The following is a 23,615-nucleotide window of genomic DNA, read 5'->3' as shown; positions in this document are numbered from 1 at the left end:
TGCCTAGAATTAAAAAATTTAGTTGCTGAAATCATTTTGCTTTGTTGTTATAACAGGAGCATCCCTAACTGATACCGCGTAAAGACGAATAATGAACATCAGCACTGCAAGATTACAATTGAGACTCCTTGAACAAGACGATTGGGCGTTCTTTTTAGCTTTGCATGATGAGCCATGCGTTATTGAAAAATGTTTTGACAGGCCTTCTGATACGCAAATACGTAATAAGTTTATGCAGCGGTTGGCGCCGTGGCACCCTACAGCCAATAAGTCTTTGTGTTTGATGATCATTGAAATAAAAACAGGCAAAAAAGTGGGCGTTACAGGGCTTACAACATCATCATCAAACACTCCCGAAGTTGGTTATCTGTTAATGCCTGAGTTTTATGGTCAAGGTTATGCAACTGAAGCACTACAAGCATTTTTAACATGGGCGACGACAGCGTTTAACATTCAACAATTTACTGCTGTGGTTACGAAAGGGAATGTAGGCTCAGAAAAAGTGTTGACTAAATGTGGTTTTAAGTTAGTTAGCGTTGAACCGTCAGCTTACGAAATTGGTGGGGTATTATTTGATGATCATCATTTTTTACTAAAGTGTACGGAGTAAGGCTAAGTTGTACTGAACAAGTAGCTTGAGCAGTACAACATTAAAATTGTGACTTACATATGAATTTCAATCGCTTTGCGATCTTTTTCCGGCATATTGGCAACCACTAAGTTAAATGAATTATCAATCATACGTTCAATTTCACCTTGCGGGATTGAGCCATCTAAAATAACAGTATTCCATAACCGTTTATTCATATGATAGCCCGGGATCACTGAAGGAAAAACATCACGAAGTGATTGCGCTTCATCCGGGTCGCATTTTAAATTCATCCACCAAATAGGGTTGCCGTCTTCGTCAGTTTCCCCTTCGTTGCCAACCGATAAAGTGGCAAACATTTTATGGTTTACTTTATATACATCAACTTCTTGGCCGAAAGGTTGGGTAACCATAACCAGAGGTTTTTTTGCTAAATACTCATGTGCAGTGTGCTGATCCATGATCCAGTCCTTGAAGTCATTTTTGGTAGTTTAACCATAGCAGCTTTTTCGTAGTTTAGTCATGAAAAATCGATTAATAGGTAAAATTTATGAGTAAATACAGGCCCTACGAGAAAAATAGCGGTATGTGATATTTTCTTATTGAAGAAAATCCAGTTCGTGGTATGTTTCTGGGGATTTATAAATTATAGGAAATACACTGATGCCAAAGGCAAGTGAAGTTAAAAAAGGTACTGCGATTGAGTTTAATGGCCGCGTTTTAGTGGTTAAAGATATTGTTCGTTCTGTACCACAAGGCCGTGCTGGTGGAAGTTTGTACCGTATGCGCTTATACGATGTAGTAACTGGTAGCAAAGTAGATGAAACATTCAAAGATAGCGACATGTTAAAACTAGCTGATTTAACTCGTCGTGAAGCAATGTTCTCGTATTTAGATGGCGAAGAATACGTATTTATGGATAACGAAGATTACACGCCATATAATCTTAATAAAGAAGCGATCAGCGAAGAAATTTTATTCGTCAACGAAGAAACCCAAGGCGTGCATGTCATTGTAATTGATGGTGCACCAGTGGGATTAGATTTACCATCAAGTGTTGAACTTGTGGTTGAAGAAACAGACCCTTCAATTAAAGGTGCTTCAGCGAGCGCTCGCTCTAAACCTGCACGATTATCAACTGGTTTGATCATTCAAGTGCCGGAGCATATTTCTACAGGTGACCGCATCCGTATTAATACCGCAGAGCATAAATTTATGGGCCGTGCTGAAAAATAAGTACGCTGCCTGTATTGATAAAAACCGACATCTTTGTCGGTTTTTTTATATCATTATAATTTTTGCTCATTATTTGCCCGCAGTACTTTAAATCAGTGCATGCTTTGGTTACACTGCGCGCTCATTTTTTAAACTGAAAGAACGAGGCTGCTTTTGTATTTTCTGCTCAGCGTAGTATCTATTGTCGTTATGTATTCACAGGCAATTAAAAAAGGTATGCCAGTTAAACGCTGGTTGGTGCTAGCAGGGTTGTTAGGCCCCGTTGCATGGTGCTTGTTTAACTTACATTATCGTCGTGCACTAGTGCGCTGCGTGGGTATACAAGCGTGCACATGGCGACCATAGGCTGTCATTTATGCCTGTTGTACTAAACTAAGTGCCGCTTGGTTTTGTTGTTTCTTCAAAAATTCTGTAAATTCAGCTCGCGATAAAGGTTTTGAATAATAGTAGCCTTGCATCGTTTCGCAATTAAGCTCTTTTAAGATTGCAATTTGCTCTGCTTGCTCAACCCCTTCAGCCACCACATGTAAGTCTAAGTTATGTGCAATGGTAACTATTGAGTCAACCATATTACGGCCTCGCTCTGTTTGCATATCATCAATAAACGCTTTATCAACTTTTAGGGTATTAAGTGGAAACTGCTTTAAATATGCAAGTGATGAGTAGCCAGTGCCAAAGTCATCCATGGCTAAATGAATACCACGGGCACTGAGAGAGCGCATGATCGAAATAGCATCTTGTGGGTCGTCCATTACCGTACCTTCCGTAATTTCAAGTTCTAAAAAGTACGATGGCAAGGCGTGATTTTGTAAAATCACATCAATACGAGTAGTTAGATCCGGTAAGCTAAATTGTTTAGCAGACAAGTTTACCGCAACTCGGCCATTAAATAAGCCAGCATCCAGCCAGGCTTTAACATCACGGCATGCTTTATGAAGTACCACTTCACCAATTTCGATGATTTGCCCGGTTTCTTCTGCGATGGGAATGAACACGCCAGGACTAATAATGCCTTTTTTCGGAGTAATAAAACGCACTAAGGCTTCCATTCCAGTGAATTTACCGGTGCGGATATTCATTTTTGGTTGGTAGTAAACTTCAAAATGATCTTCTTTTAAACCAAATCGCATTAAGTTTTCAATTTGCAGGCGTTTTACTGCTTGGCGGTTCATGGTGTCGTTAAAGAATAAGTAGCTATTACCTTTCTTTTTCGCATGGTACATCGCAGTATCGGCATTTTTAAGCAGTAGTTCTGGGGTATTGCCATCTTCTGGGAATAACACAATGCCGACACTTGAAGTGATCACTAATTCGTGACCTGCCATTTTAAATGGCGTGGCAATGGCGGCTAAAAACTGTTTTGCCATTCTGGTAATGGTATGAATATCGTTAGTGCCAGACATAACTAAGGCAAATTCATCGCCACCTAAGCGGTAAAACACATCTTTTTCACGGGTGAGTTTACTCAACCGCATTGCTAGTTTTGCCAGTAAACTGTCGCCTAGTTGATGCCCTAATGAGTCATTAATTTTTTTAAAGTTATCTAAATCAAATACTAGTAATGCATGGTGGCTGTCTTGTTTTGCCAGCTTTTTAAGATCGGTAAAAAATAGATTTCGGTTAGGTAAGCCAGTTGTACGATCGCGATTTGATAAGTTATGTAGTTGTGATTCGGCTTTTTTACGCTCGGTTAAATCTGAATATACAATGACATAGTTACAAATTTGATTATGTTCATTCTTAATTTCATCGATTGAGATTTCAATCGGTAGTAGTTTTCGCTCACTGTTGCGCAGTTTAACTTCTTGTTGCCAATGGTCGGTAAGACGAACAGTATTTTTAATATCATCAATATAACTTTGCTCGTAACCTGGTAAGGTAAATGGCTTGTTTAAATAGTTATCTCGGTTCCCACCAAACTGCGATAAAAAGCTGGGATTAAGATCAACCAGGTTAAAGTTTTTATCGTAAATGGCTAATGCATCAGTGAGTGATTCAACACATTTAGCGAATAAGTTAAGGCGTGCCTCGGTTGATTTTAATTGCGTGATATCGCGTACCGTGCCAGTCATTCTTAGCGGGTTTAAATTGGTATCTTTTTCAATGATCTTGCCTCTGTCGAGTACCCAATGCCAGCGATCAAAGCTGTCTTTAATGCGATAGCTGGCTTCAAAAAAAGCGGTTTGCTCCGCAAAGTGTTGCTTTAACAGTAATTCAACTTGCGCTATATCATTAGGGTGAATAAGGGCTTTATTAGGTGGAACATCAATGATGGTATTTCTATCCATCATGTATTTATCGTTAATGCGCAGTACTTCACCAGTTTTGATATTCCAATCCCAAAGTGTGTCACCACTGCCTTCAACCGTGCTTTTTAAACGCCGTTCAGAAATACATAATTGGCGTCGTGAGCGGCGTAATTTGTAGATTGTGAATAATAAGTAAGGCAGCACTAACGTAACAAATGCACTCGGTAAATAAAGCATTAAAGTTTGCTGATCGACTAATTGCTCGCTATAGCCCAATGGGCTAAAGCAGAGTAATAATGAGGCGAATATGAATGTGTTGAATATTATTTTTATTATTATCATAGGGCACTTCTGTATTTTGCACTTGATAATCTAATTGAAGCACGGTGTTGTGTCAAAGAGAATGAGAAGAAATCAGCTTTTTTGTCGTTTTGTTTGTTTTAGGTACGCTTAGTAGCTCATATCTTGGTCTATGTTCTGCAAATGTCTCGCGAATATAAGTAACTATCTGCGCAAGACTAAGGTTTTCCAATGCTTCTAACAATTTTTGTTGCATATGAAAGTGATGATCTTGATTACCAATGGCAAGCCACAAGCGTTGTGAACGCAGCCGGAGGTTTTTATCTTTTTCGGCGATGTGGGTGGTTAAGCCATGTTTTTGTTGCTGCCATTGCTCTTCATTTAATTGCTCTAATGAAGCAATGAATTGCTCAAGAAACGCATTATGACGCTCAAAAATCGCGGTTGCACTGTAGTTAGGTGACTGCACGTAGAAGGCGATGCCCGCACGAGTATTAAAGGGCGCATAACCTGCGCCCACTAGGTAGCCTAACTGTTGTTTGGTACGAAGTTCATTAAAGTAATCTTGATTAATAAGATGGTTTAGCGCCATCATTTTTACTTTTTCAACAACGTCATCGGTTTGTGCTTGGTAATAAATAACCATCGCATGATCGCTACAATTTAGGGTCAGTTGCGAGCGGGTTATTTTGTCTATTTCAAATAACGGACGGGTTAGATCTTCAATCGTAGCTGATTTAGCTAAGTGGTGAGCAATCTTTTTTTGAAACTCAATTGCATCACTTTCTCGCCAATTACCGTGCAAAAATGACTCTACATGCAAGGCATTAAAAAACTCGCGGCGAAAACAATTAAACTGATGAAAGCTGGTATCTTTAAGTGCCACAGCAAGCTGCTCTGGTTCTGGATTCCACGGCATTATTTTTGCACCCAGCACGCTAAATAATTCACCAACGGGTTTATTTTGATTGCTGTTACGCCAATGGCGGACTAACTGTTTTTTATACTCGGCAAAACGTTTAGCGCAAATATCGACGTTAAATAACGCTTGGAGTAATTCATCAACTAATTCTAATTGGCTCGATGAGAGTCCCGCAGTGTGCAGGGTTAAACCACCTTGATGTGAGGTTAAGTGATAACTTAAACCAGCTAACTCTGCCGGGTAAAATTGTTCTGCAACACTATCCATAAATAAGTCTGCAAATAGACGAGTAAGTGCCATGTGTTTGATATCTTTAACAGCAAAGTCAGAATCCATCGCCAAATAAAAGTGCCCCTTGGCAACTCGAAAAGTGTTGTCTTGTTTAAACCAAAAATCAAAGCCAGGTTCTTTTACTAATAGTTGTGGGTGATTTTGTGGCTGCTCAACGTCATACAATGACACTTCTTTGGTTAAATAAGGGTTTGCTGTAGGTAATAGCATTTCTGGTAGTGGAGTATTAATTTCGCACAGCGCTTCCAGCCAACAGCTAGAAATACTTTCGATCCGATAGGGCGTGTGATACCACTGAGTGGTATGCTCAGGTTCAACATCAGGATGGATCAACACCAAGCGCATATTATGCGGCGTTAACCATTGCATTGCAGTTTCATGAGCCGTTTGATTAAAACCATCCATGAGATAGTCACCTTGCACATAATTGGCTTCATCGTAGTGTTGCATGTTGATGCTTAAATTACTGACCCAATCGATTAAGCGGGCTTTTTCTTGGTTATCAAAGGCGATTTGTAATAGATTTTTTTTATCTTGATATAAGCGCGGTAATTTATCGATGTTTTGATTAATTAAACAAATATATTCAAACACCATTTCAACGATGTCTTCATAGTATTCAATTCCTTCATCGGTCAGTGCCATGCTGATATTAAAATCTTTAAAGTTGCTACCGTTAATGCCACCTCCAGCAGAGAGGGCATTGATCCAACCTTGCGCTTTTAAAATAGAGTAAAGCGACCCTTGCCCTTCATACCCTAATAAATGCGCAATAAAACTAACGGTTTTATGGCGATAAAAATCATCAATATTAGGCATCGCAAAACTTACTATGAGTTTTTGCATATGCTTATGCGGTTCTATATGCAGTACTTTGCAAAGATCTTGCGCGCGATAAAGTGATGCCTCAATGACGGGTTTTGGTTGCTGCTGACCTTTAATATCATTAAATAATGTAGTTACCCATTGCACCATAGTGTCAATTTCTGCATCAGCGCAGATCACTAGGCTCATCCACTGGGCTTGATAATGGGTGTTAAAAAAATCTCGCAATTCTTTGCTTACACAGCCATTACGATCCGCTAAGGTTTGCTGATTACCCACTGAAAATTTAGCAAATGGATGAGCAGGATTAACGGTTTCTTTGTGTGCTTGATAGATGCGTCGGCCATCGTCTTTTATTTTTAATTTAAATTCAGCATCAATGGCATTACGTTCTTTTTCAGTTTCGCCAGGGTTGAGAGAAGGTGCAATAAAAAACCGGCTAAATTGGCTCAGTGCTTGTGCAAACTCTTGATTGTTAATATCGAAGAAATAACAAGTGTGCTCGGTGCCGGTCCATGCGTTGGTGTTGCCACCGGATTGGGAAACAAAATTACCAAACCCGCCGGATTCCGGAAATTGGTCTGTGCCTAAAAAAAGCATATGCTCTAAAAAGTGCGCGAGCCCTTGTCTATCAACAGGATCGTCAAAGTGACCAGCATTCACGGCCATCGATGCAGCGGCTTTAGTTGAATCTTTATCTTGCACTAACAGGACTTTTAGACCATTGTCCAGTGTGAGGGCACGGTATGTTCTGTTATCATTGCGGCTGATATTCAAATGATGCTCCTGAAACGTTAAGTTTACTCGTTAACAACAATGATAACTTCAGGGCTGCGATTAAATTGCTTGGCGATTTTTACCTGAATATCATAAGCGAAATGTGTGACGTTGTTTTAATATAGCGGACAAACAGGCAAACTGGCTACTGTTTTATATTCTTTAATCGGTTGATTTTTTATGAAAACAATCTTAATAATGCGCCACGGCGAAGCAACACCGATGCAAGCTGACGATGCAAGTAGAAATTTGACCTCGGTTGGCCAACAACAGGCCGAAAAAATGGGTTTATGGTTGCAAGCAACGCATACCCCAACGGCATTGTTAGTAAGTCCTTACATTCGTGCTCAGCAAACAGCTGAAGGAGTAAAAAAGCATAATGCTTTTTTATTCGAAGAAACTTGCAGCGATATAATCCCTGAAGGCAATCCACAAATTGCCGCCGATTATCTAGAAACTCTCATCGCGATGCATCCACAATGCGATACCTGGTTGGTCGTAGCTCACATGCCAATAGTTAGTTATTTAGTTGACCAATTGAGTGCTGGGAATATGCCGATATTTAACACTGGAGCGGTTGCCGTATTAAGTTACGATGAAAGTCGCCATAAAAGCCAATATTTAAGTATTCACGCTCCCAGCAATGTCGAAATTTAACCTCATACCCAAACCACCTCAAGATACAGAATTCAGCGTTTCACAGGGGCTTAATATCAAGGCGTTACTTTGCAACAATGGCAGTCCCTTTCAAGAAGTAACAACGATGAGAGTAAGTGCCAGTGAAATGCCCAACTGAAACTCGCATCTTGAGGTGACTTGGGTATGTAACCTTGTGTTCAGAACCAAATTTGCTAAATTAGCGACACACTAATTTAGCAAAGACAATTTTATGACAATTGAACGTATTCAAACCGCAACTCGCATGAGTCGTATCGTTAAGCACAATGGTACGGTGTACTTATGTGGCCAAGTATGTGCTGACGCAGAGCAGGGCATCACCGAACAAACGCAAACCATGCTTGATAAAGTTGAGTTACTTTTAAATGAGGCGGGAAGTTCAAAAGAGCATATGCTCAGCGCCACTATTTATGTAAAAAGCATGGATTACTTTGCCGATATGAATGCGGTTTGGGATGCGTGGGTACCAGCAGGTCATGCGCCCGCACGTGCCTGCGTAGAAGCTAAAATGGCCCGCGATGCTTTGCTAGTTGAGATTTCAGTTGTTGCTGCAATCAATTAACCCACAAGCATTTAAGGACTTAATATATCCAAATTAATGCGATGAATTTGCAGCCTTTGTATTAAAAGAGGTAAAGCTACTACCTCTTTTTTATTTTGCTTTGAGCATCATAATGAAGCAATACTAAAAAATGGTGATTTAGCTATCTTCACCAATTGGCAAGGTCCGTCAGTGCATGTATTGTAAAGACATTGCTGATACTTTTCGATTGCATAATGGGGATGAGTAATTTAACTTAAAATTTACGCTTGCTTTGGGGATTAATTCATGGGGTTGTTTCTTTTAAATAGAAAGTGCTTATTACTTATTGTTTTAACGTTTTCTTTAGTCGCTTGTAGTGATAATTATAATGAAGAGTTTATTACATCAGCTTCTACGCTGAATAAGTCCAAAGCTTTAGCTCAACAGTTAGAAAATTTAAACTTGGTAACCTTAAGTTATCTTAAAGAAGAAATTTTCATCGTTAATAATATTATAATAAATGATAAGAAGAAAACGTATGGTATAGCTCCTGAAGGCGGGTTTTATGAAAGTTACTATATACAATCTGAAAAAAATGCATACGAAAATTGGGACACCATTACGAACAATTTCATCCCTTCTACTATAGTGAAAAGAGAAGATGTACTCGAATTATTATCGGCAATGAAAGCAATCGGCATTACGGATATTTATCATAATAGAACTAATGAAATTTTCACTTTGCAATGGGGAAGTTCAGTGATGAACGGTTATCAAGGTTTAATTTTTGGAGATAAAAGTAGATTAGGTGATGAATACAAAGCTAGTCGGTTTGACGATTTTAAAGAAGTAAATAAAGATACATTTTACTTTGCTGTCAGGTGAGTATTTCCACAGTCCATTCGAACCTTTTTGTTGAGTTGAATTACACTGGCAGTGTCTAAATTACTCCTTTGAATACCTCACGCTTGTTGTCAGTAATGTACGCCCGATGTTTACCTCAACTTAATACCATTTTGATTTAATACATGATCTATTTAAGCTAGAAGAGTTTCTTTCATAAATAACTTGAAACGATTCTATCTCGTTCTTGGAGGAAGCTAAGCCTTTGTTTATAATCAGGTACATTTGAACACTAATTAAATAGTATTGGTGTGATGGCTATAAAGAATTTGCTCAATATATTCCCTGAAGCGGGGATCGCAACATAAAATATCTTTAACAGCGAGGCTATTAATGCCGGTTGCGAGTTTGCTACAATTTTATAAAATCCTGGTGCGCCGATGAAAAATTTAAACGATTGTTTTGAAATAAAGATGACGTTAACCCTTAGCGTCTAAATTCATCACTTAGTGGTCAGTTTTTTTAAATAAGCAAAAACAAGGACAGACAATGAAATCTAACCCAGTAGTACTTATAACCGGAGCAAGCCGAGGAATTGGTGCTGCAACCGCAATTTATTTTGCTCGTCACGGTTATGATGTTTGTATTAATTATAAAAGGAATCAACACAGCGCAGAAAAAATAGCAGAGCAAGCATGCGGCTTTGGTGTAAAAGCCGAAATAGTGCAAGCCGATGTGTCTGATGAAACGCAAGTGCTGACCCTGTTTACAAAAGTAGATGAGTTATTTGGCAAATTAGATGTGCTTATAAATAATGCGGGTATTTTGAAACCGCAAATGCCATTACTTGAGATGGGAGCCTCGCGTATAAATGAAGTGCTAACCACCAATGTAACAAGCGCTTTTTTATGTGCCCGAGAAGCGATTAAGCGAATGCCCAGTGGCGGCAGTATCGTTAATGTATCATCGGCAGCGGCTAAAACCGGTTCACCAAATGAATATATTGATTATGCCGCATCTAAAGGAGCAATGGACACGTTAACCATTGGTTTAGCCAAAGAAGTAGCCAAGTTAGGTATTCGTGTTAACTCAGTGCGCCCAGGGTTAATCTACACCGATATGCACCGCGATGGTGGTGAAGTAAATCGGGTGGAGCGTCTTAAAGACAAGCTGCCATTGGGCCGAGGTGGACAACCTGAGGAAGTTGCCGCTGCAATTTACTTTTTAGCCTCTGAGCAGGCATCGTTTACCACAGGTAGCTTTGTTGATGTAGCTGGCGGTTTGTAAAGGTTAAAGCAATACCGATAACCAAAAACTAAAGCTAATCACACTTAAAACCGTTGACAGTACAACTGCACCGGCTAATGTCACCTGATGTTGACCTATTTGACTGGCAATAAGGTAAGCATTTACACCAACAGGAGAAGCGCTTAATAGCACTAACACGTTCAAAATCTCTCTATCTAATTCAAATGCGTATGCACCGATTAAAAATACCCCAGCAGGAAGTAAAAAAATCTTCATTAACGAGGCGATTAATGCGGGTTGCCAGTTAGCTGCAATTTTGTAAAACGCTAAGTTGGCGCCTAATACAAATAACGCGCAGGCAATGGCGGGGGTCGCTAAAAGCTCTAAACTCTTTGCTAGATTATCAAACAAAACAATGCCGCTGACATTTAATATTAGCCCGCAGCCAATGCTCAATACAATCGGATTCAGTACCATGCTCTTAGCAAAACTTGACCATGAAAATGCGTGTTCGCTGCCCTTTGCGCCGATTAAATAGGTAAGTGCAAACAGCAATGTGCTATGAAAGGTAATGATCATAAAAGCGATGGCGATCATTTCTTTGCCAAGGGATGCGATGATGATAGGAATGCCCACCAACACCATGTTTGAGTAACTCGACGCTAAGCCAAATACACTGTGTTGTTGATAATTTTTTTGCTTAGCTAAATAAAAGCGGTCAACCAAAATACCTAAGGCAAATACGCTCAGTACAGGAATATAAAAACTCAGAAAGGCCGATAAACTAATACTTTGCTGTAAATCGATTTGCGACATATTTAAAAATAAAAATGCCGGCAGGCTAATGTAAAAAGTAAACTTACTTAGCCCTGCAATGTGTTGCTGTTCAAAAAACTTTAATTTACAACAACTAAAACCAAGCGCAACAATGAAAATCAGCGGAAAGATGATAGAGAAAATATGCACTGCACTGTTGCCTTGAAATAGGGATAACGTTAACGCTTAGCGTCTAAATTCATCACTTTGTGGTAAGTTTATTAAAATAAGTACCGCACCTTTACCACCGTATTCAAGTGGCGCTTGGTGTATTGCTATGACATCTGGATGCTGTACTAAATATTGCGGCACTTTGTGTCTGAGTATATGTCCACCAATACCATGTACTACACACGCACAGTAGTAATGCTTCTTTTTGCACTCATGGATCAGTCCTGCGAGTTCATCTTTTGCCAACTCCTTATTTAAACCATGTAAATCAAGGGTTAAATCAGGTACAAAGTCACCTCGGCGTAACTGCTTTGCTAAAAAACGATCTTGACCGTCTTGCACATAATTAACCGTTCCGTTGGTATCAATATCTGGCACATATTCATCAGAAAAGAAAAATTCTGCCTGATGTTGCTTTTTTTGCTGGGCAAACAGCTTAGCTTGTGAGATTTTAGGTTTGTTAGCAAAGCGATGCGTGTCTTGTTTAAATACACGGGCACCATTAATACTTTGACGAAACATATCGATGTCGTCAGGGCTAATATCTGCGTTTGAGAGAGGATCTTTTTTCATAGCGGCAGTCTAAACAAAAAAACGCTAGAAATCGAGTGAAAACAGAGTAAAAACTGTGTAAAAAAGCGTTACAATAGGGCAATCATGGGGCCTTAATTGCGCCTCGATTGAATTGATATTTTCTAAAGCAGCAGGTAGATAACGAATATGAGCGAATTATTAATAGAAGAAGCAACCTTAGATGAAGCTGTAGCAGAACTGTCAACGTTACACGATTGGCTACGGTGGACCACGAGTCAATTTGCCAGCAGTGGTATTTTCTTTGGTCATGGAACTGATAACGCATGGGATGAAGCAGTCAACTTGTTACTGCCCGCGTTAAGCTTACCCATTGATGCACCAAAAGAATTAATGCATGCCCGGTTAACTAGCACCGAAAAAAACCGCCTTGCGGGATTAATTGCAGAACGTATAAATGATTTCACGCCAGTACCTTATCTGACTAATATTGCATGGTTTGCTAATATGCCATTTTATGTCGATGAGCGCGTATTGATCCCACGTTCACCTTTTGCAGAGTTAATACATAATCGCTTTTCACCTTGGCTAGCTGAGCCTGAATCGGTAAATCGTATTTTAGATTTATGTACCGGTTCTGGTTGTATCGCGATTGCATTAGCACAAACTTTTGCAGAAGCGCAGGTTGATGCCGTTGATATTTCTTATGAAGCACTCGAAGTTGCTGATATCAATATCACTGATTATCAGTTAAGTGACCGTGTATTACCTATTCAATCCGACGTATTCAGCGGTGTACCAGGGCAGAAATATGACCTGATCGTGGCAAACCCTCCGTATGTAGACGCCGAAGATATGGCTGATTTACCGCGTGAGTTCCACCATGAGCCAGAGCTTGGTTTAGCATCAGGCCATGATGGTCTTGATGTAACCCGTACTATTTTGAGTGAAGCGGCCGATCATCTAACTGATAACGGTTTGTTATTTGTCGAAGTTGGTAATTCTATGGTACACATGGATGCCCTTTATCCAAATGCGCCTTTTGAATGGGTTGAGTTTGAGCAAGGTGGATTTGGCGTATTTGTGATCAGCAAAAAACAACTCGTTGCATATTTCGCAGACTGATCACCACAAAAATCAAAGCCGAGCCTCAGGCTCGGTACTTAGTAGTCATTAGGAATGAGGAAAGTTAATGGCAGGTAATAGCATAGGGCAGTTATTTAAAGTGTCCACCTTTGGCGAAAGCCACGGCGTCGCCTTAGGCGGTGTTGTGGATGGCACGCCAGCAGGCCTTGAAATCACTGAGGCAGATTTACAAATCGATTTAGATCGTCGTAAGCCAGGGCAAAGCCGTTACACTACGCAGCGCCGTGAGAGCGATCAAATTAAAATTTTAGCGGGTGTTTTTGAAGGTAAAACCACCGGCACCAGTATTGGTTTATTAATTGAAAATACCGACCAACGCTCACAAGATTATGGCAAAATTAAAGACGTATTTCGCCCAGGTCATGGTGACTACACGTACTGGCATAAATACGGCCTACGCGATTATCGCGGTGGTGGCCGTTCATCTGCTCGCGAAACCGCTATTCGTGTTGCCGCAGGCGCTATTGCTAAAAAGTATCTAAAGCAATTTCATGGTATTGAAGTACGTGCGTGTTTGAGTCAACTTGGGCCAATTAAAGCTGAAAATTACGATTGGGATGAAGTTGAAAATAATCTTTTCTTTTTCCCAGATGCAAGCAAGTTAGACGCGCTTGACGACTATATGCGCGACCTTAAAAAACAAGGTGACTCAGTCGGCGCGAAGGTAAAAGTAGTGGCTAAGAATGTACCTGTTGGTTTAGGTGAGCCGGTATTTGACCGCCTTGATGCAGAACTTGCCCACTCACTGATGAGTATTAACGCAGTAAAAGGCGTTGAAATTGGCGATGGCTTTGATGTGGTTGAGCAAAAAGGCTCTGAGCATCGTGATGAGTTAACCCCTGATGGCTTTACCTCAAATCATGCCGGTGGGGTGCTTGCAGGTATCTCTACAGGGCAAGATATTATCGCGTCAATTGCACTCAAACCGACATCGAGTATTACCATTGCTGGCAACAGTATTAACACTGAAAACGAAGCGGTGGAAATGATCACTAAAGGCCGTCACGACCCATGTGTTGGCATTCGTGCAATCCCGATTGCCGAGGCGATGATGGCCATCACTTTAATGGATCATTTACTACGTCAACGCGGTCAAAACCCGCATGTTCATCATGAGCATGGGCCAATTAATGGCTCTGTTTAGAGTTTAGTTAAAAGCATTTAGAATTATTTAAAAGCGCGATGTTAATCGCGCTTTTTTGTTGTGGTTATTTTAAGATAGACATCAAAGTTTCAGGAGCGGGATCAGGCTGTGCTTTTGATCTGTCCATTGCGCCAAATGTACTGTTGAATAAGGTGTTATCGGTGATAAGTCTGTAATGGCTATCGAATTTAAAAATGCTTGGTTATTCGTCATTACGACCCATTGTGAGCCTAACTGCGTACCGCTATAGTTAAATTTGATCAGAGATTTATCGAAGCGCTTACTGTGAGCTTGGAGCACTGGCATCAAATCAATATGATTATTGGATATATGGATAATTAATAAGCCGCCTTTTGTTAGTCGCTGCCAATATAACTGAAAAGCTTCTTCAGTCAGTAAATGGGTAGGAATAACATCACTTGAAAAAGCATCAATAATTAACGCATTCATTAACGGTGCATTATTTTTTTGCTCTTTAGTTAAGGTGATTCTGCCATCGCCAATAGCCACATCAATACGTGCAGGGCTATCTGTTAAATATAAAAAATAATTCATGGCCATGTTGTAAACCGCAGGATTAATTTCATAAAAGCGGATTTTATCGAACTTATCGCCAAACTTTGCTAAAACTCCAGCACCTAAACCAATAATACCTATATTTAAATCTTGTTGCTTTTTTAATGCTGACAATGATTTAGCGATACCAGTATGGTGATGGTAATAGCTGTTTGTGAGTTCAGTTTGTTTATTAAGTGGCTGTGAGCCATGAATCGTTGTGCCATCGATTAGGCGTCGTTCAGCAAGATCAGACGTTGTAATGTCTTTGACAGTGACATAACCGTAAAAATTTCTCTCAGACGCTAAGTTGTATTGATTAAAATTAACAAAAAGATAGCTATATCCTGTGCCCCAAATAACCAGCGTAGCCAGTAAAGCTATTTTATAGCAAGAGGACGTTTTCGTCGTCTGGGTGAGTAGCGTGTATATAAATAATGAAAGCGCTACAGCTAACGCCACAATGAATTCTGTTATTTGTTCAAACAGTAGCGGTGCGACTAAGGCACTGAGTAAACTGCCGATCACTCCTCCTAAAGCGATATATAAATAAAATACAGTGAGCAGTGAGCCATCTGGCGCGAGTTTTCGAAGTTCACCATGACAGATCATACAAACAATGAATAAAATAAAGCTGTAGATCACCAGTTGAGCTAAAGCATTAAATTGGCTGCCAAGGAAAAACATCATCAGCCCTGCGAATGCGCTAAATATTAATAAGTACGTCCAATGGGCGCGATTATAGCTTTTTGCGGATGCAAACGCATAACTGAAGGTCAGCAAATATATTACCAATGGTAAAGCCCATATCAGAGGCATAGGCGGGATGTTGATGCTGATCATCTGAGTTGTCGCGATCAACATCATTGAACTGGTTGCTGAGAACGCAATCCACAGCCAATTAGGTTTGACGAGCAAAGTCGTTTTTGACTTAGTAATAGCTTTATCAGCGATACTGCCATTACTAAATAATACATAAATTAGGCACAATAACAGTATGCAGTATGCAAATAACCCCACTGTCCAATAGCTCTTTTGCTCATCGATTGAAAATAAAACTTCAAAAATAAATGGGTAACTCAGCAAAGCAAGTAGTGAACTCAGATTCGAAAGCGAATACCATTGATAAGGTACAGTCATAGCGGTCGATTCAATATACCAGCGCTGCAATAGTACGCTGGTGGCACTTAGTAACATAAAGACTAAGCCAACCTGTAAAAACAATTTAGCAATCACTGACCACGCTGGTGTTAGTGATAAAAATAGACTGACTTCAATTGTGTTAAAAGTAATGATGCTCGATACAGCCACTAACAATGTGTGTATAAATAATTGTCGTTTGAGCTGATAACGGCTTAACAAATGAGCATATAAATAGCCGAGTAACAGCATGCTTTGATAAAAAAATAGGCTGGTTGACCAAACCGAAGCGCCACCGCCAAACTCGGGTAGTAGCTCTTTAGATAAGATAGGTTGAATTTGAAAGAGTAGAAACGCGCTCACAAAAATAATGAATGTCGATAATATCCGTTGCATCTTTTTTATTACTTAGTAAATGGTGCCTAACCATTAACTGAACTAATTAATGCGGCAATGTAATAACCCTTGAGTTTATCTTAAGAAAATCTTAATCTATGATTTGTATGAATTTATTGGAGTTGTAAGTGGGTAGGTTTCGAATCGGGAATTTTGACGTCGATGTTAGCCGTGGTAAAATTTCCTCAGCTGAAGGCGTACAAATTGTCGAACCTAAGGTTATGGATGTGCTCCAATTTTTGTACTCTCATAGGGGCAATGTGGTTAGCCAGGAAGAAATTTTTGCAGCTGTGTGGCCTAATTCAGTGTTTAGCCCAAGTAATGTGCAACGCAATATTGCACTGCTTAGGAAAGCATTAAATGAAGATTCTAAAAATCCACAATTCATCATTACCCACCCGAAACGGGGTTATTGCCTTGAGCTTAACGAACAAACACGTTCTCACTGTGTAAAGTGGCCGTTGTTGGCTTTTATTGCCGTGACAATTGTATGTTTGGTTGGTGGTTGGTTCGCATTTGCAACGCAGGTTGTTAAAACTGATTTCTCTGCGTTGGTGCCTGTAACATCAAATGAAGCCAATGAATCCTCTCAATCGCAATCTAATAACGGCAATTATTTAGCATTTGTTCGCGGTGACAATGATAATCAGCATATCTGGCTAAAAGAATTAACGACAGGTAAAGAGGTACAATTATCCCAGCACCCATCGACCTACTATAGTCTAGGCTGGAGTCCGGATAATCGCGCATTGGCTTTTATAGAAAAACAAAATGATGTTAGCCAATTAGCGTATTTTAATTTAGACATGGTAACTCTAACGAGTTTAAATTACGCCAACGTACTGGAATTTAAAGAATATTTAGTTACCAGCCAGCAATTACAATGGACTAATAACAATCAGGTTTATTTTATTGAGCGACGAAAACATAAAAATGATACGCAGCTTTCGACCGTCAATATAGAAACTAAACAAAAACAGGTAATCAAAGCCTCAATGGGTCAAGACTGGTTAAAGTTACATGCGTTGTCGCCAGATCAAACGCAACTAGCGCTTGGTTATGAAGCAGGACAAAATAACTACCGTATTGAAATACTGAATTTAACGGATAATAGTAGTAAAACAATTGCCGTTATTGAAGATGGTATTCAGGGGCTTAGTTGGCACCCAAGTGGTGAATACTTGCTGATAAGCAACACAAATAATCTATTACTTATTGATCGTCAGGGCAACTCAACTGATATCGAATTTAATAATTATCAAGTTATTCGAGATGCTGCATTCACGCCATCTGGTGAGGAGATATTGATGGAGCTTGTAAATATTGATGTTGATATTTTGCGTGCAACTAGTGCAACACCTCAGCAGTATGAAAAGCTCGTCGATACCTCGTCGGTTGATTTTTTGCCGGTATTCTCACCTGATTCAACTAAGTTTGTCTTTGAATCCCATCGTTTTGGTTTAAAACAGCTATTTTTATATGAGCAAGGTAAACAAACGCTGATTTTTGCAAACCCTAATAATGAAGAACTGTTTGGGGTTGTTTGGTCAAAAAATGGCGAAGAAGTGATCACCGCAAGCAAAGATAAACTGTTTCGAATTGATTTAAAAAGTGGCGATTATCAAGAAATAGCCCACCATCATCATTCGTTTTATCTCAGAGAGAAGTTTTATAATGAAGATGCGATCTTGGTTTCATATCGCGCTGACGATGGCGTTACATTTCACCCAGCAAAATTAGACATGCAAACATTAAGTTTATCGCCATTCACTGGCCAAGGAGAGCGGCTGGCTTGTTATGCAATGGCTTTAGACAAACACGATCAGATTTATTTTTCAAATAACAAACAGGTATTTCGACTCGATCAAGATGGCAATTTTGCTCAAGTATGGCACGCAGATGATAGTGATATTATTGGTCTGGCGGTCGATGAGCAAACGTTGAGTATTACCTTAGAGCAAGAAGATGGTTATGAGCTTAATATGCTTGATTTACAAAGCGCTCACTCAGAAATACGCCATATCGCGAACGAGAAAGGTAATATGTTAATTAATGCTTCACACGATAATACGCAACTTTTATATCTTACTGAGCCAAAGCGAAAACGCACCTTAGTAAGGCTGCGATAGTCTTTAAAACCCAAGATTCACAAGGTAAGTGCATAATCTGCTGCTATTAGCTTTACTAACTCTCGTTTTATCGGGTTATGAGCGTGGTTTGCGTGTAATAGTACGATATCAATAACGGGCAAGGGCGGCAGAGTTGAGTCAGTAACCGTCACCAGCTCCTGAGTGTTACTTACCTCAGCCATCACACCAACGGCTAGATTGGCTTTTACTAATGCTGTGAGCGCACTGAGCGAGCCGCAGCAAGCAACAATGTTAAATGGGCGTTCAGCCTTTAGTAACCCTTCAATAGCCGCTTGATGAAATTTACAATCTCGTTGAAATATTGCAACTGGCAGGGTCATAGCGGATTGATAGTTAAATTCGGCACTTTTAACCCACACACCTTTGCTTGATTCTAAAAAATAACCTTCTTCAGAGCTGGGCGAGCGCGTCGCAATCACCATGTCTAGCAAGCCTTGATCTAGCTGTGTTTTGAGCTGGTTGGTCGGCGCGCAACTGATTTGTAAATCAAGTTGCGGTATATGTTTATGTAATAAAGCCACAACTTTAGGTAATACTGTGCCTGCATAATCGTCAGGACATGCTAAGCGCACGCGAGTTTGCCCACCACCGGTTTTAAGTTGTTTATAGGCTTCATCATGCAGTGCTAATAATTGTTTTGCGTAGCTGGCTAAGTGAACGCCACTTGACGATAGTACAAGCTGCCTGCCTTGTTTGATAAATAATGGATTACCCAGCTCTTGTTCGAGCTTTTTCATTTGCATGCTCACTGCCGATTGGGTGCGGCATACTTGTTGAGCAGCGCGAGTAAAGCTGCCCGTTTCAACAAAAGCGCAAAAAGTACGTAGGGCGTCTAAATCCATATTTAACTCATCTATCAATTTTACTTATGTATTGTATAAAAACTATTGGTAAGTAATTAATTTACTACTGCTCTATATTAGGGATATTAAACACTACTAAGGAACGCAAATGCAATTATTTATCGGTAATAAAAACTATTCGACATGGTCGCTTAGAGCATGGTATTTAATGAGTAAATTCAATGTTATTTTTACTGAGAAACAACTCGTATTAGACACCCCTGAGTTTTATGAAACGCTTAAAAACAGTTTTGCAGTACAGAAAGTACCCGCCTTAGTCGATGGCGACTTGCAGGTATGGGATTCATTGGCAATTTGTGAATACATCAATGATGCTTATTTATCTAATACAGCTTGGCCTATTGATACTGCGCAGCGAGCGACAGCCCGCAGTTTAAGCGCTGAAATGCATACCGGCTTTATGGCGCTGCGTAATGAAATGCCAATGAATATTCGTGCAACTCGCCTAATTGAGTTATCTGCGGCGGCTAAAAAAGACATTAGCCGCATTGATGAAATATTTAGCCAGCAACAACGTAGTTACCCAAATGCGTGGTTGTTTGGTGAGTTTAGTATCGCAGATGCTATGTATGCGCCTGTAGTACTTAGGTTAAAAACCTACCAAATATCACTTTCAGCTTTGGCGGAGCATTATTGTCAGCATGTTTTAAGTTGCCCTACATTACAACAGTGGATCACCGAAGCGCTAAAAGAAACAGATATTGTTGCTTGCGATGAAGCAGGGGTTGATGTTACTTAAAGTAACTTGCCAAGCGCTAAGGTTATGAGGATGTATGGAACAGATTAAGCTATCACACCAAGATACATTAAAGCGGCTAGAAAGGTTTAGTCGCTTTACCGACAGCAGTATTGGCATTCCTTTTACTCGGTTTAAGTTTGGCGTAGAGGCACTGATCGGTATTCTGCCTGGTATTGGAGATCTAGCTGGGCTAATTTTATCTAGCTATATTCTATTTGAAGCCCAGCGCCTAGGAGTTAGTAAGCGTATAAAATTACGTATCGTAATAAATATGTTGATTGATTTTTTTGGTGGCCTAATTCCGCTTGTCGGTGATATTTTTGACGCTTACTTTAAAGCAAATACCCGCAATACCCGTCTACTGAAACGCTACTTAGTAAAACAATAACGATAAAAATAAGTTAGTTTTTATCGTTATTAAAAAAGTATTCTGCAATCACTTGTTTCTGTTGGCCAAACGGGTCTGAAATGCCAATCCCAATGCCGATTATTTTACCCTGCGCTTCAGGCGGGTGGGCTTGCATTTGTTTATTTAAAATAACGAGCTTAGGGCTTTTCTCGTTAGCTAATAATGTTAAATGCGGCTGAAAGTTCTGAAATACATTGGGGCTACCATAGCGCTCAAATGCTGTTAATTTGTTGGGGTAGTTTTTAACCCAGCTAGGGATTGTGGCATTTGTATCGCGTAATGGCTCAATCGCCATTGTTACTTCATCTGCTAGCCTTTGCAGCTTAGGCGAATACTGTAAGTTAATAAATGCCCAATTACTTTGCGTAACACTAAAACCTTGCGCTGTTATAGCAAACTCTTGATGTTGCTCGGTGATACTTTTTACAGCACGTTTAATGTCTTCTTCTGAGCCTTCAACAAAGTCAGTTAAATACAAAGTAGCGTGCACTGGCTTACCTTTTTCATAAAAACTCATGATCCCTTCTTTTTTTAATGCATCACTAGTTTGCTCAACTAAGTTAATGATTGACTTGGAAGGGATTGCAAACACATTGATGCTGACACTTTTTGCAAATGAGGGCAGGGGGATACTTATCAGCGTAATTAAAGTAACAACTAAAAGCTTCGGTCGTTTTATAAAAAGTAATTTGAACATGGGTTTATAATTTTATTCTTAAATTCGGATAGTAAGTGTAAAGAGGATAAGGGTTATTACTTGAACAGTAAATAAAAGGAGCTAGATTGCAGCGAATACATATTTTTGGCTTAGCTAAATTTGCAAAGTAAAGGCAAGACAATAACGCATGGCTGCTTAGTCGTTATCAACTTTTACATTCTTGCTAAAAGCCCGTACAATTCGCCTCGATTTTAATGTGCATTTGTTGCATTTTACCGAGGCGAATTAATCAGACTTTTATGCATCAAATAGCCGATTTAACATCTATTTTTGAACGCACTTTTTACCACAGCCATAATACACGCTTGATCAAAGGTGAGCATGAGCCTATTTATATTCCCGCTGATGTTAAAACGCCGTATCATCAAATTGTGTTTGCCCATGGTTTTTATGCCAGTGCACTGCACGAAATAGCTCATTGGCTGGTGGCGGGTGATAAACGTCGTTTACTCGAAGATTACGGTTATTGGTATTGCCCAGATGGCCGTGATAAAGCCCAGCAAGCAGAATTTGAAGCCGTTGAAGTAAAACCGCAAGCAATCGAGTGGGCGTTGAGTGTTGCTACAGGTTTTGAGTTTAATGTTTCGGTTGATAATTTAAATGGTGAGCAAACCTGTCGTTTTGATTTTCAGGCGCGAGTACACAAGCAACTTTTACAGTTACTAAAAATAGGCTTTAATCCTCGGACTACTGCACTTTTAAAAGCATTAAGCGAATTTTACAATACGCCATGGCCATTGAATGCCGGGCAGTTTGTATGGCAACATCCTCAGGAGTTAAGTAATGCAGTTTAAGTTAGGACTAATTGTAAACCCAGTTGCTGGTTTAGGTGGCAGTGTGGCGCTCAAAGGTAGTGATGGTGTTGCGGCTAAAGCTCTGGCGCTTGGCGCTGAGCCAAAAGCTAATTTACGCACTAAAGCAGCGCTTGAGGTGTTATTGCCTTATCAAGATAAAATAACAATTTATACTGTTAATCACTCAATGGGTGAAAGCACCGCTACAGATCTTGGTTTTAATACCGAAGTTGTGTATCAAAGCGAGCACCCCAGTAGTGCAGATGATACTGAGCGTGCAGCCAAGGTATTGCAACAGCTAGGTGTTGATTTAATTTTATTTGCTGGTGGCGATGGCACTGCGCGCAATATTTGTCATGCGGTTGAAGATAGCGTACCGGCACTTGGCATTCCTGCCGGCTGTAAAATTCATTCAGGGGTTTATGCAATCACGCCAAAGGCCGCAGGGCGGGTAGTCGAAATGCTGGTCAAAGGTGAACTAGTTACCTTAGGCGATGCCGATGTGATGGATATTGACGAAGATGCGTTTCGTCAAGGCACAGTTAAAGCAAAACGTTATGGTGAAATGCAAGTACCCAGTGAAGTACGTTATGTACAAGCCGTAAAAAATGGCGGTAAAGAAACCGACGAGCTGGTACTTGCTGATATCGCCGCCTATGTCGTCAGTGAAATGGATGAAGATACGTTATATGTAATGGGCAGTGGCTCAACAGTTGCAGCTATTATGCAAGAAATGGGACTTGAAAATACCTTATTAGGTGTTGATTTAGTTGCAGATCAAAGCTTAATTGCGCAAGATCTTACAGCTGAACAATTATTAGCGATGACCCATCAGCGCGACACTAAATTAGTGATCACGCTAATTGGTGGCCAAGGCCATATTTTTGGCCGTGGCAATCAACAGTTAAGCCCAGCACTTATTCGCGCGATAGGGCTGGATAATATTATTGTGGTGGCTACCAAAACTAAATTACAGGCTTTAAACGGCCGCCCGCTCATTTGCGATACAGGCGATAGTGAGCTGGATGATGAATTAAGCGGTTATATTCGTGTAACCTGCGGATTTAACGACCATATTATGTATGCAGTAGGCCATCAAGATTGATTGGTAGAAGACCCTGCAAAATCAGGAGAAGTAGAAGTGAGTTTAGTAAATTATATTGACGCAGCCCAACAGTATTTTGATGACTTAGTGATCAAAGCCACTGATGATGAGTTATTTGCCGGTGGTTATTTACGAGGCCATTTTGATTTAGCAGTAGGCTATGCGCAAGTTGAAGAGCTTAATCTTGAAATAGATGAGCTCAATGAAACCGTTGAAAAAAGTTTAGTGAAAGCGTATCGCAATGGTGAGCTTAACGAAGAAGATAAAGCCCTAGTAGTAAGATTATGGGAAGAAGTAAAAGCACTCGCTTAAAAGACTAAATAAAAAGTTATTTAAAAAAACGGCAACAATGCCGTTTTTTTGTGCATTGAGCCTATTTAGTTCCTAAAAAATGTATTTTCTGTTCACTTAAAATTTACCTCATTCCCTAGATACGCTAAAGTACCACTGACTAAAT

22 protein-coding genes are annotated in these 23,615 nt (G+C 40.0%); 14 read left to right on the top strand and 8 right to left on the bottom strand.

Annotated features, from left to right (window positions below; translation table 11 throughout):
• Window positions 1–91 precede the first annotated feature (91 nt).
• Window positions 92–610, top strand: coding sequence for a GNAT family N-acetyltransferase (locus H5182_RS17555; protein WP_182760390.1), 519 nt, complete (start codon window positions 92–94; stop codon window positions 608–610).
• A gap of 53 nt (window positions 611–663) precedes the next feature.
• Here the strand turns inward: H5182_RS17555 and H5182_RS17550 are convergent, their stop codons facing one another.
• Complete coding sequence (locus H5182_RS17550; protein WP_182760389.1) at window positions 664–1,050, bottom strand: MmcQ/YjbR family DNA-binding protein; 387 nt, start codon at window positions 1,048–1,050, stop codon at window positions 664–666.
• A 202-nt stretch (window positions 1,051–1,252) separates the two neighbouring features.
• Between H5182_RS17550 and yeiP the strand changes: the two genes are divergently transcribed.
• Window positions 1,253–1,825: an elongation factor P-like protein YeiP gene (gene yeiP / locus H5182_RS17545; RefSeq protein WP_145240366.1), complete on the top strand. Its 573-nt coding sequence runs from the start codon at window positions 1,253–1,255 to the stop codon at window positions 1,823–1,825.
• Between the two features lie 353 nt (window positions 1,826–2,178).
• On the opposite strand, the gene H5182_RS17540 is transcribed toward yeiP, so the two are convergent.
• Window positions 2,179–4,311, bottom strand: a complete 2,133-nt coding sequence (locus H5182_RS17540) for a bifunctional diguanylate cyclase/phosphodiesterase (protein WP_257326390.1) — start codon at window positions 4,309–4,311, stop codon at window positions 2,179–2,181.
• Between the two features lie 157 nt (window positions 4,312–4,468).
• Window positions 4,469–7,189 carry an insulinase family protein gene (locus H5182_RS17535; protein WP_182760388.1) on the bottom strand — a complete coding sequence of 907 codons (2,721 nt, stop codon included), beginning with the start codon at window positions 7,187–7,189 and terminating at the stop codon, window positions 4,469–4,471.
• 180 nt (window positions 7,190–7,369) lie between these two features.
• Here H5182_RS17535 and sixA point away from each other — a divergent pair, with 180 nt between their 5' ends.
• From sixA to H5182_RS17515, 4 genes are all read left to right on the top strand, one after another.
• On the top strand, window positions 7,370–7,846 hold the full coding sequence (sixA, locus tag H5182_RS17530) for a phosphohistidine phosphatase SixA (RefSeq protein ID WP_182731360.1): 477 nt from the start codon (window positions 7,370–7,372) through the stop codon (window positions 7,844–7,846).
• 232 nt (window positions 7,847–8,078) lie between these two features.
• Entirely contained in the window at window positions 8,079–8,429 is a 351-nt protein-coding gene (locus H5182_RS17525; protein WP_182760387.1) for a RidA family protein, read from the top strand.
• A gap of 267 nt (window positions 8,430–8,696) precedes the next feature.
• A complete protein-coding gene (locus H5182_RS17520) occupies window positions 8,697–9,275 on the top strand; it encodes a hypothetical protein (RefSeq protein ID WP_145240375.1) in 579 nt (192 codons plus the stop codon).
• A 507-nt stretch (window positions 9,276–9,782) separates the two neighbouring features.
• Window positions 9,783–10,520 carry an SDR family oxidoreductase gene (locus H5182_RS17515; RefSeq protein ID WP_182760386.1) on the top strand — a complete coding sequence of 246 codons (738 nt, stop codon included), beginning with the start codon at window positions 9,783–9,785 and terminating at the stop codon, window positions 10,518–10,520.
• A 3-nt stretch (window positions 10,521–10,523) separates the two neighbouring features.
• Here H5182_RS17515 and H5182_RS17510 read toward each other — a convergent pair whose 3' ends face one another.
• Entirely contained in the window at window positions 10,524–11,447 is a 924-nt protein-coding gene (locus H5182_RS17510) for an AEC family transporter (RefSeq protein ID WP_145240379.1), read from the bottom strand.
• A 36-nt stretch (window positions 11,448–11,483) separates the two neighbouring features.
• Window positions 11,484–12,041 (bottom strand): endonuclease SmrB, encoded by a 558-nt coding sequence (gene smrB / locus H5182_RS17505; protein ID WP_145240381.1) that lies wholly within the window; start codon window positions 12,039–12,041, stop codon window positions 11,484–11,486.
• 147 nt (window positions 12,042–12,188) lie between these two features.
• On the opposite strand from smrB, the gene prmB reads away from it, so the two are divergent.
• The gene (gene prmB / locus H5182_RS17500; protein WP_145240383.1) at window positions 12,189–13,124 is read left to right on the top strand and encodes a 50S ribosomal protein L3 N(5)-glutamine methyltransferase; all 936 of its coding nucleotides are present in this window, start codon (window positions 12,189–12,191) and stop codon (window positions 13,122–13,124) included.
• 67 nt (window positions 13,125–13,191) lie between these two features.
• Entirely contained in the window at window positions 13,192–14,289 is a 1,098-nt protein-coding gene (gene aroC / locus H5182_RS17495; RefSeq protein ID WP_182760385.1) for a chorismate synthase, read from the top strand.
• Window positions 14,290–14,370: 81 nt separating this feature from the next.
• Here aroC and H5182_RS17490 read toward each other — a convergent pair whose 3' ends face one another.
• Window positions 14,371–16,380 carry a fused MFS/spermidine synthase gene (locus tag H5182_RS17490; RefSeq protein WP_182760384.1) on the bottom strand — a complete coding sequence of 670 codons (2,010 nt, stop codon included), beginning with the start codon at window positions 16,378–16,380 and terminating at the stop codon, window positions 14,371–14,373.
• A 128-nt stretch (window positions 16,381–16,508) separates the two neighbouring features.
• Here H5182_RS17490 and H5182_RS17485 point away from each other — a divergent pair, with 128 nt between their 5' ends.
• Window positions 16,509–18,509 carry a winged helix-turn-helix domain-containing protein gene (locus H5182_RS17485; RefSeq protein WP_182760383.1) on the top strand — a complete coding sequence of 667 codons (2,001 nt, stop codon included), beginning with the start codon at window positions 16,509–16,511 and terminating at the stop codon, window positions 18,507–18,509.
• 17 nt (window positions 18,510–18,526) lie between these two features.
• Here the strand turns inward: H5182_RS17485 and H5182_RS17480 are convergent, their stop codons facing one another.
• Window positions 18,527–19,372 carry a LysR family transcriptional regulator gene (locus tag H5182_RS17480; protein WP_145240391.1) on the bottom strand — a complete coding sequence of 282 codons (846 nt, stop codon included), beginning with the start codon at window positions 19,370–19,372 and terminating at the stop codon, window positions 18,527–18,529.
• A 109-nt stretch (window positions 19,373–19,481) separates the two neighbouring features.
• Here H5182_RS17480 and H5182_RS17475 point away from each other — a divergent pair, with 109 nt between their 5' ends.
• Window positions 19,482–20,132: a glutathione S-transferase family protein gene (locus tag H5182_RS17475; RefSeq protein ID WP_145240393.1), complete on the top strand. Its 651-nt coding sequence runs from the start codon at window positions 19,482–19,484 to the stop codon at window positions 20,130–20,132.
• 34 nt (window positions 20,133–20,166) lie between these two features.
• The gene (locus H5182_RS17470; protein WP_145240395.1) at window positions 20,167–20,520 is read left to right on the top strand and encodes a DUF4112 domain-containing protein; all 354 of its coding nucleotides are present in this window, start codon (window positions 20,167–20,169) and stop codon (window positions 20,518–20,520) included.
• A gap of 13 nt (window positions 20,521–20,533) precedes the next feature.
• Here the strand turns inward: H5182_RS17470 and H5182_RS17465 are convergent, their stop codons facing one another.
• Window positions 20,534–21,133, bottom strand: a complete 600-nt coding sequence (locus H5182_RS17465) for a DUF1045 domain-containing protein (protein ID WP_310736561.1) — start codon at window positions 21,131–21,133, stop codon at window positions 20,534–20,536.
• Window positions 21,134–21,498: 365 nt separating this feature from the next.
• On the opposite strand from H5182_RS17465, the gene H5182_RS17460 reads away from it, so the two are divergent.
• From H5182_RS17460 to H5182_RS17450, 3 genes are read left to right on the top strand one after another with little or no spacing between them, the layout of a single operon-like run.
• Window positions 21,499–22,053, top strand: coding sequence for an elongation factor P hydroxylase (locus tag H5182_RS17460; RefSeq protein WP_182760382.1), 555 nt, complete (start codon window positions 21,499–21,501; stop codon window positions 22,051–22,053).
• Complete coding sequence (locus tag H5182_RS17455; protein WP_149983017.1) at window positions 22,043–23,158, top strand: ATP-NAD kinase family protein; 1,116 nt, start codon at window positions 22,043–22,045, stop codon at window positions 23,156–23,158. The genes H5182_RS17460 and H5182_RS17455 overlap by 11 nt, the downstream gene beginning before the upstream one ends.
• A gap of 36 nt (window positions 23,159–23,194) precedes the next feature.
• Complete coding sequence (locus H5182_RS17450) at window positions 23,195–23,470, top strand: YfcL family protein (protein WP_145240403.1); 276 nt, start codon at window positions 23,195–23,197, stop codon at window positions 23,468–23,470.
• Window positions 23,471–23,615 lie beyond the last annotated feature (145 nt).

The sequence above is a fragment of the Pseudoalteromonas sp. SG44-17 genome (assembly GCF_014164235.1).
GTDB lineage: Bacteria > Pseudomonadota > Gammaproteobacteria > Enterobacterales > Alteromonadaceae > Pseudoalteromonas > Pseudoalteromonas rhizosphaerae.
Note: the sequence above shows the minus strand (reverse complement) of the source record. Positions and strands in the feature narration are given on the sequence as shown.

Bases quoted from the DNA above. Each gene is read 5' to 3' on its own strand.
- H5182_RS17555 (WP_182760390.1), top strand. From the start codon at position 92: ATGAACATCAGCACTGCAAGATTACAATTGAGACTCCTTGAACAAGAC.
- H5182_RS17550 (WP_182760389.1), bottom strand. From the start codon at position 1,050: ATGGATCAGCACACTGCACATGAGTATTTAGCAAAAAAACCTCTGGTT.
- yeiP (WP_145240366.1), top strand. From the start codon at position 1,253: ATGCCAAAGGCAAGTGAAGTTAAAAAAGGTACTGCGATTGAGTTTAAT.
- H5182_RS17540 (WP_257326390.1), bottom strand. From the start codon at position 4,311: ATGCTTTATTTACCGAGTGCATTTGTTACGTTAGTGCTGCCTTACTTA.
- sixA (WP_182731360.1), top strand. From the start codon at position 7,370: ATGAAAACAATCTTAATAATGCGCCACGGCGAAGCAACACCGATGCAA.
- H5182_RS17525 (WP_182760387.1), top strand. From the start codon at position 8,079: ATGACAATTGAACGTATTCAAACCGCAACTCGCATGAGTCGTATCGTT.
- H5182_RS17520 (WP_145240375.1), top strand. From the start codon at position 8,697: ATGGGGTTGTTTCTTTTAAATAGAAAGTGCTTATTACTTATTGTTTTA.
- H5182_RS17515 (WP_182760386.1), top strand. From the start codon at position 9,783: ATGAAATCTAACCCAGTAGTACTTATAACCGGAGCAAGCCGAGGAATT.
- smrB (WP_145240381.1), bottom strand. From the start codon at position 12,041: ATGAAAAAAGATCCTCTCTCAAACGCAGATATTAGCCCTGACGACATC.
- prmB (WP_145240383.1), top strand. From the start codon at position 12,189: ATGAGCGAATTATTAATAGAAGAAGCAACCTTAGATGAAGCTGTAGCA.
- aroC (WP_182760385.1), top strand. From the start codon at position 13,192: ATGGCAGGTAATAGCATAGGGCAGTTATTTAAAGTGTCCACCTTTGGC.
- H5182_RS17490 (WP_182760384.1), bottom strand. From the start codon at position 16,380: ATGCAACGGATATTATCGACATTCATTATTTTTGTGAGCGCGTTTCTA.
- H5182_RS17480 (WP_145240391.1), bottom strand. From the start codon at position 19,372: ATGGATTTAGACGCCCTACGTACTTTTTGCGCTTTTGTTGAAACGGGC.
- H5182_RS17475 (WP_145240393.1), top strand. From the start codon at position 19,482: ATGCAATTATTTATCGGTAATAAAAACTATTCGACATGGTCGCTTAGA.
- H5182_RS17470 (WP_145240395.1), top strand. From the start codon at position 20,167: ATGGAACAGATTAAGCTATCACACCAAGATACATTAAAGCGGCTAGAA.
- H5182_RS17460 (WP_182760382.1), top strand. From the start codon at position 21,499: ATGCATCAAATAGCCGATTTAACATCTATTTTTGAACGCACTTTTTAC.
- H5182_RS17455 (WP_149983017.1), top strand. From the start codon at position 22,043: ATGCAGTTTAAGTTAGGACTAATTGTAAACCCAGTTGCTGGTTTAGGT.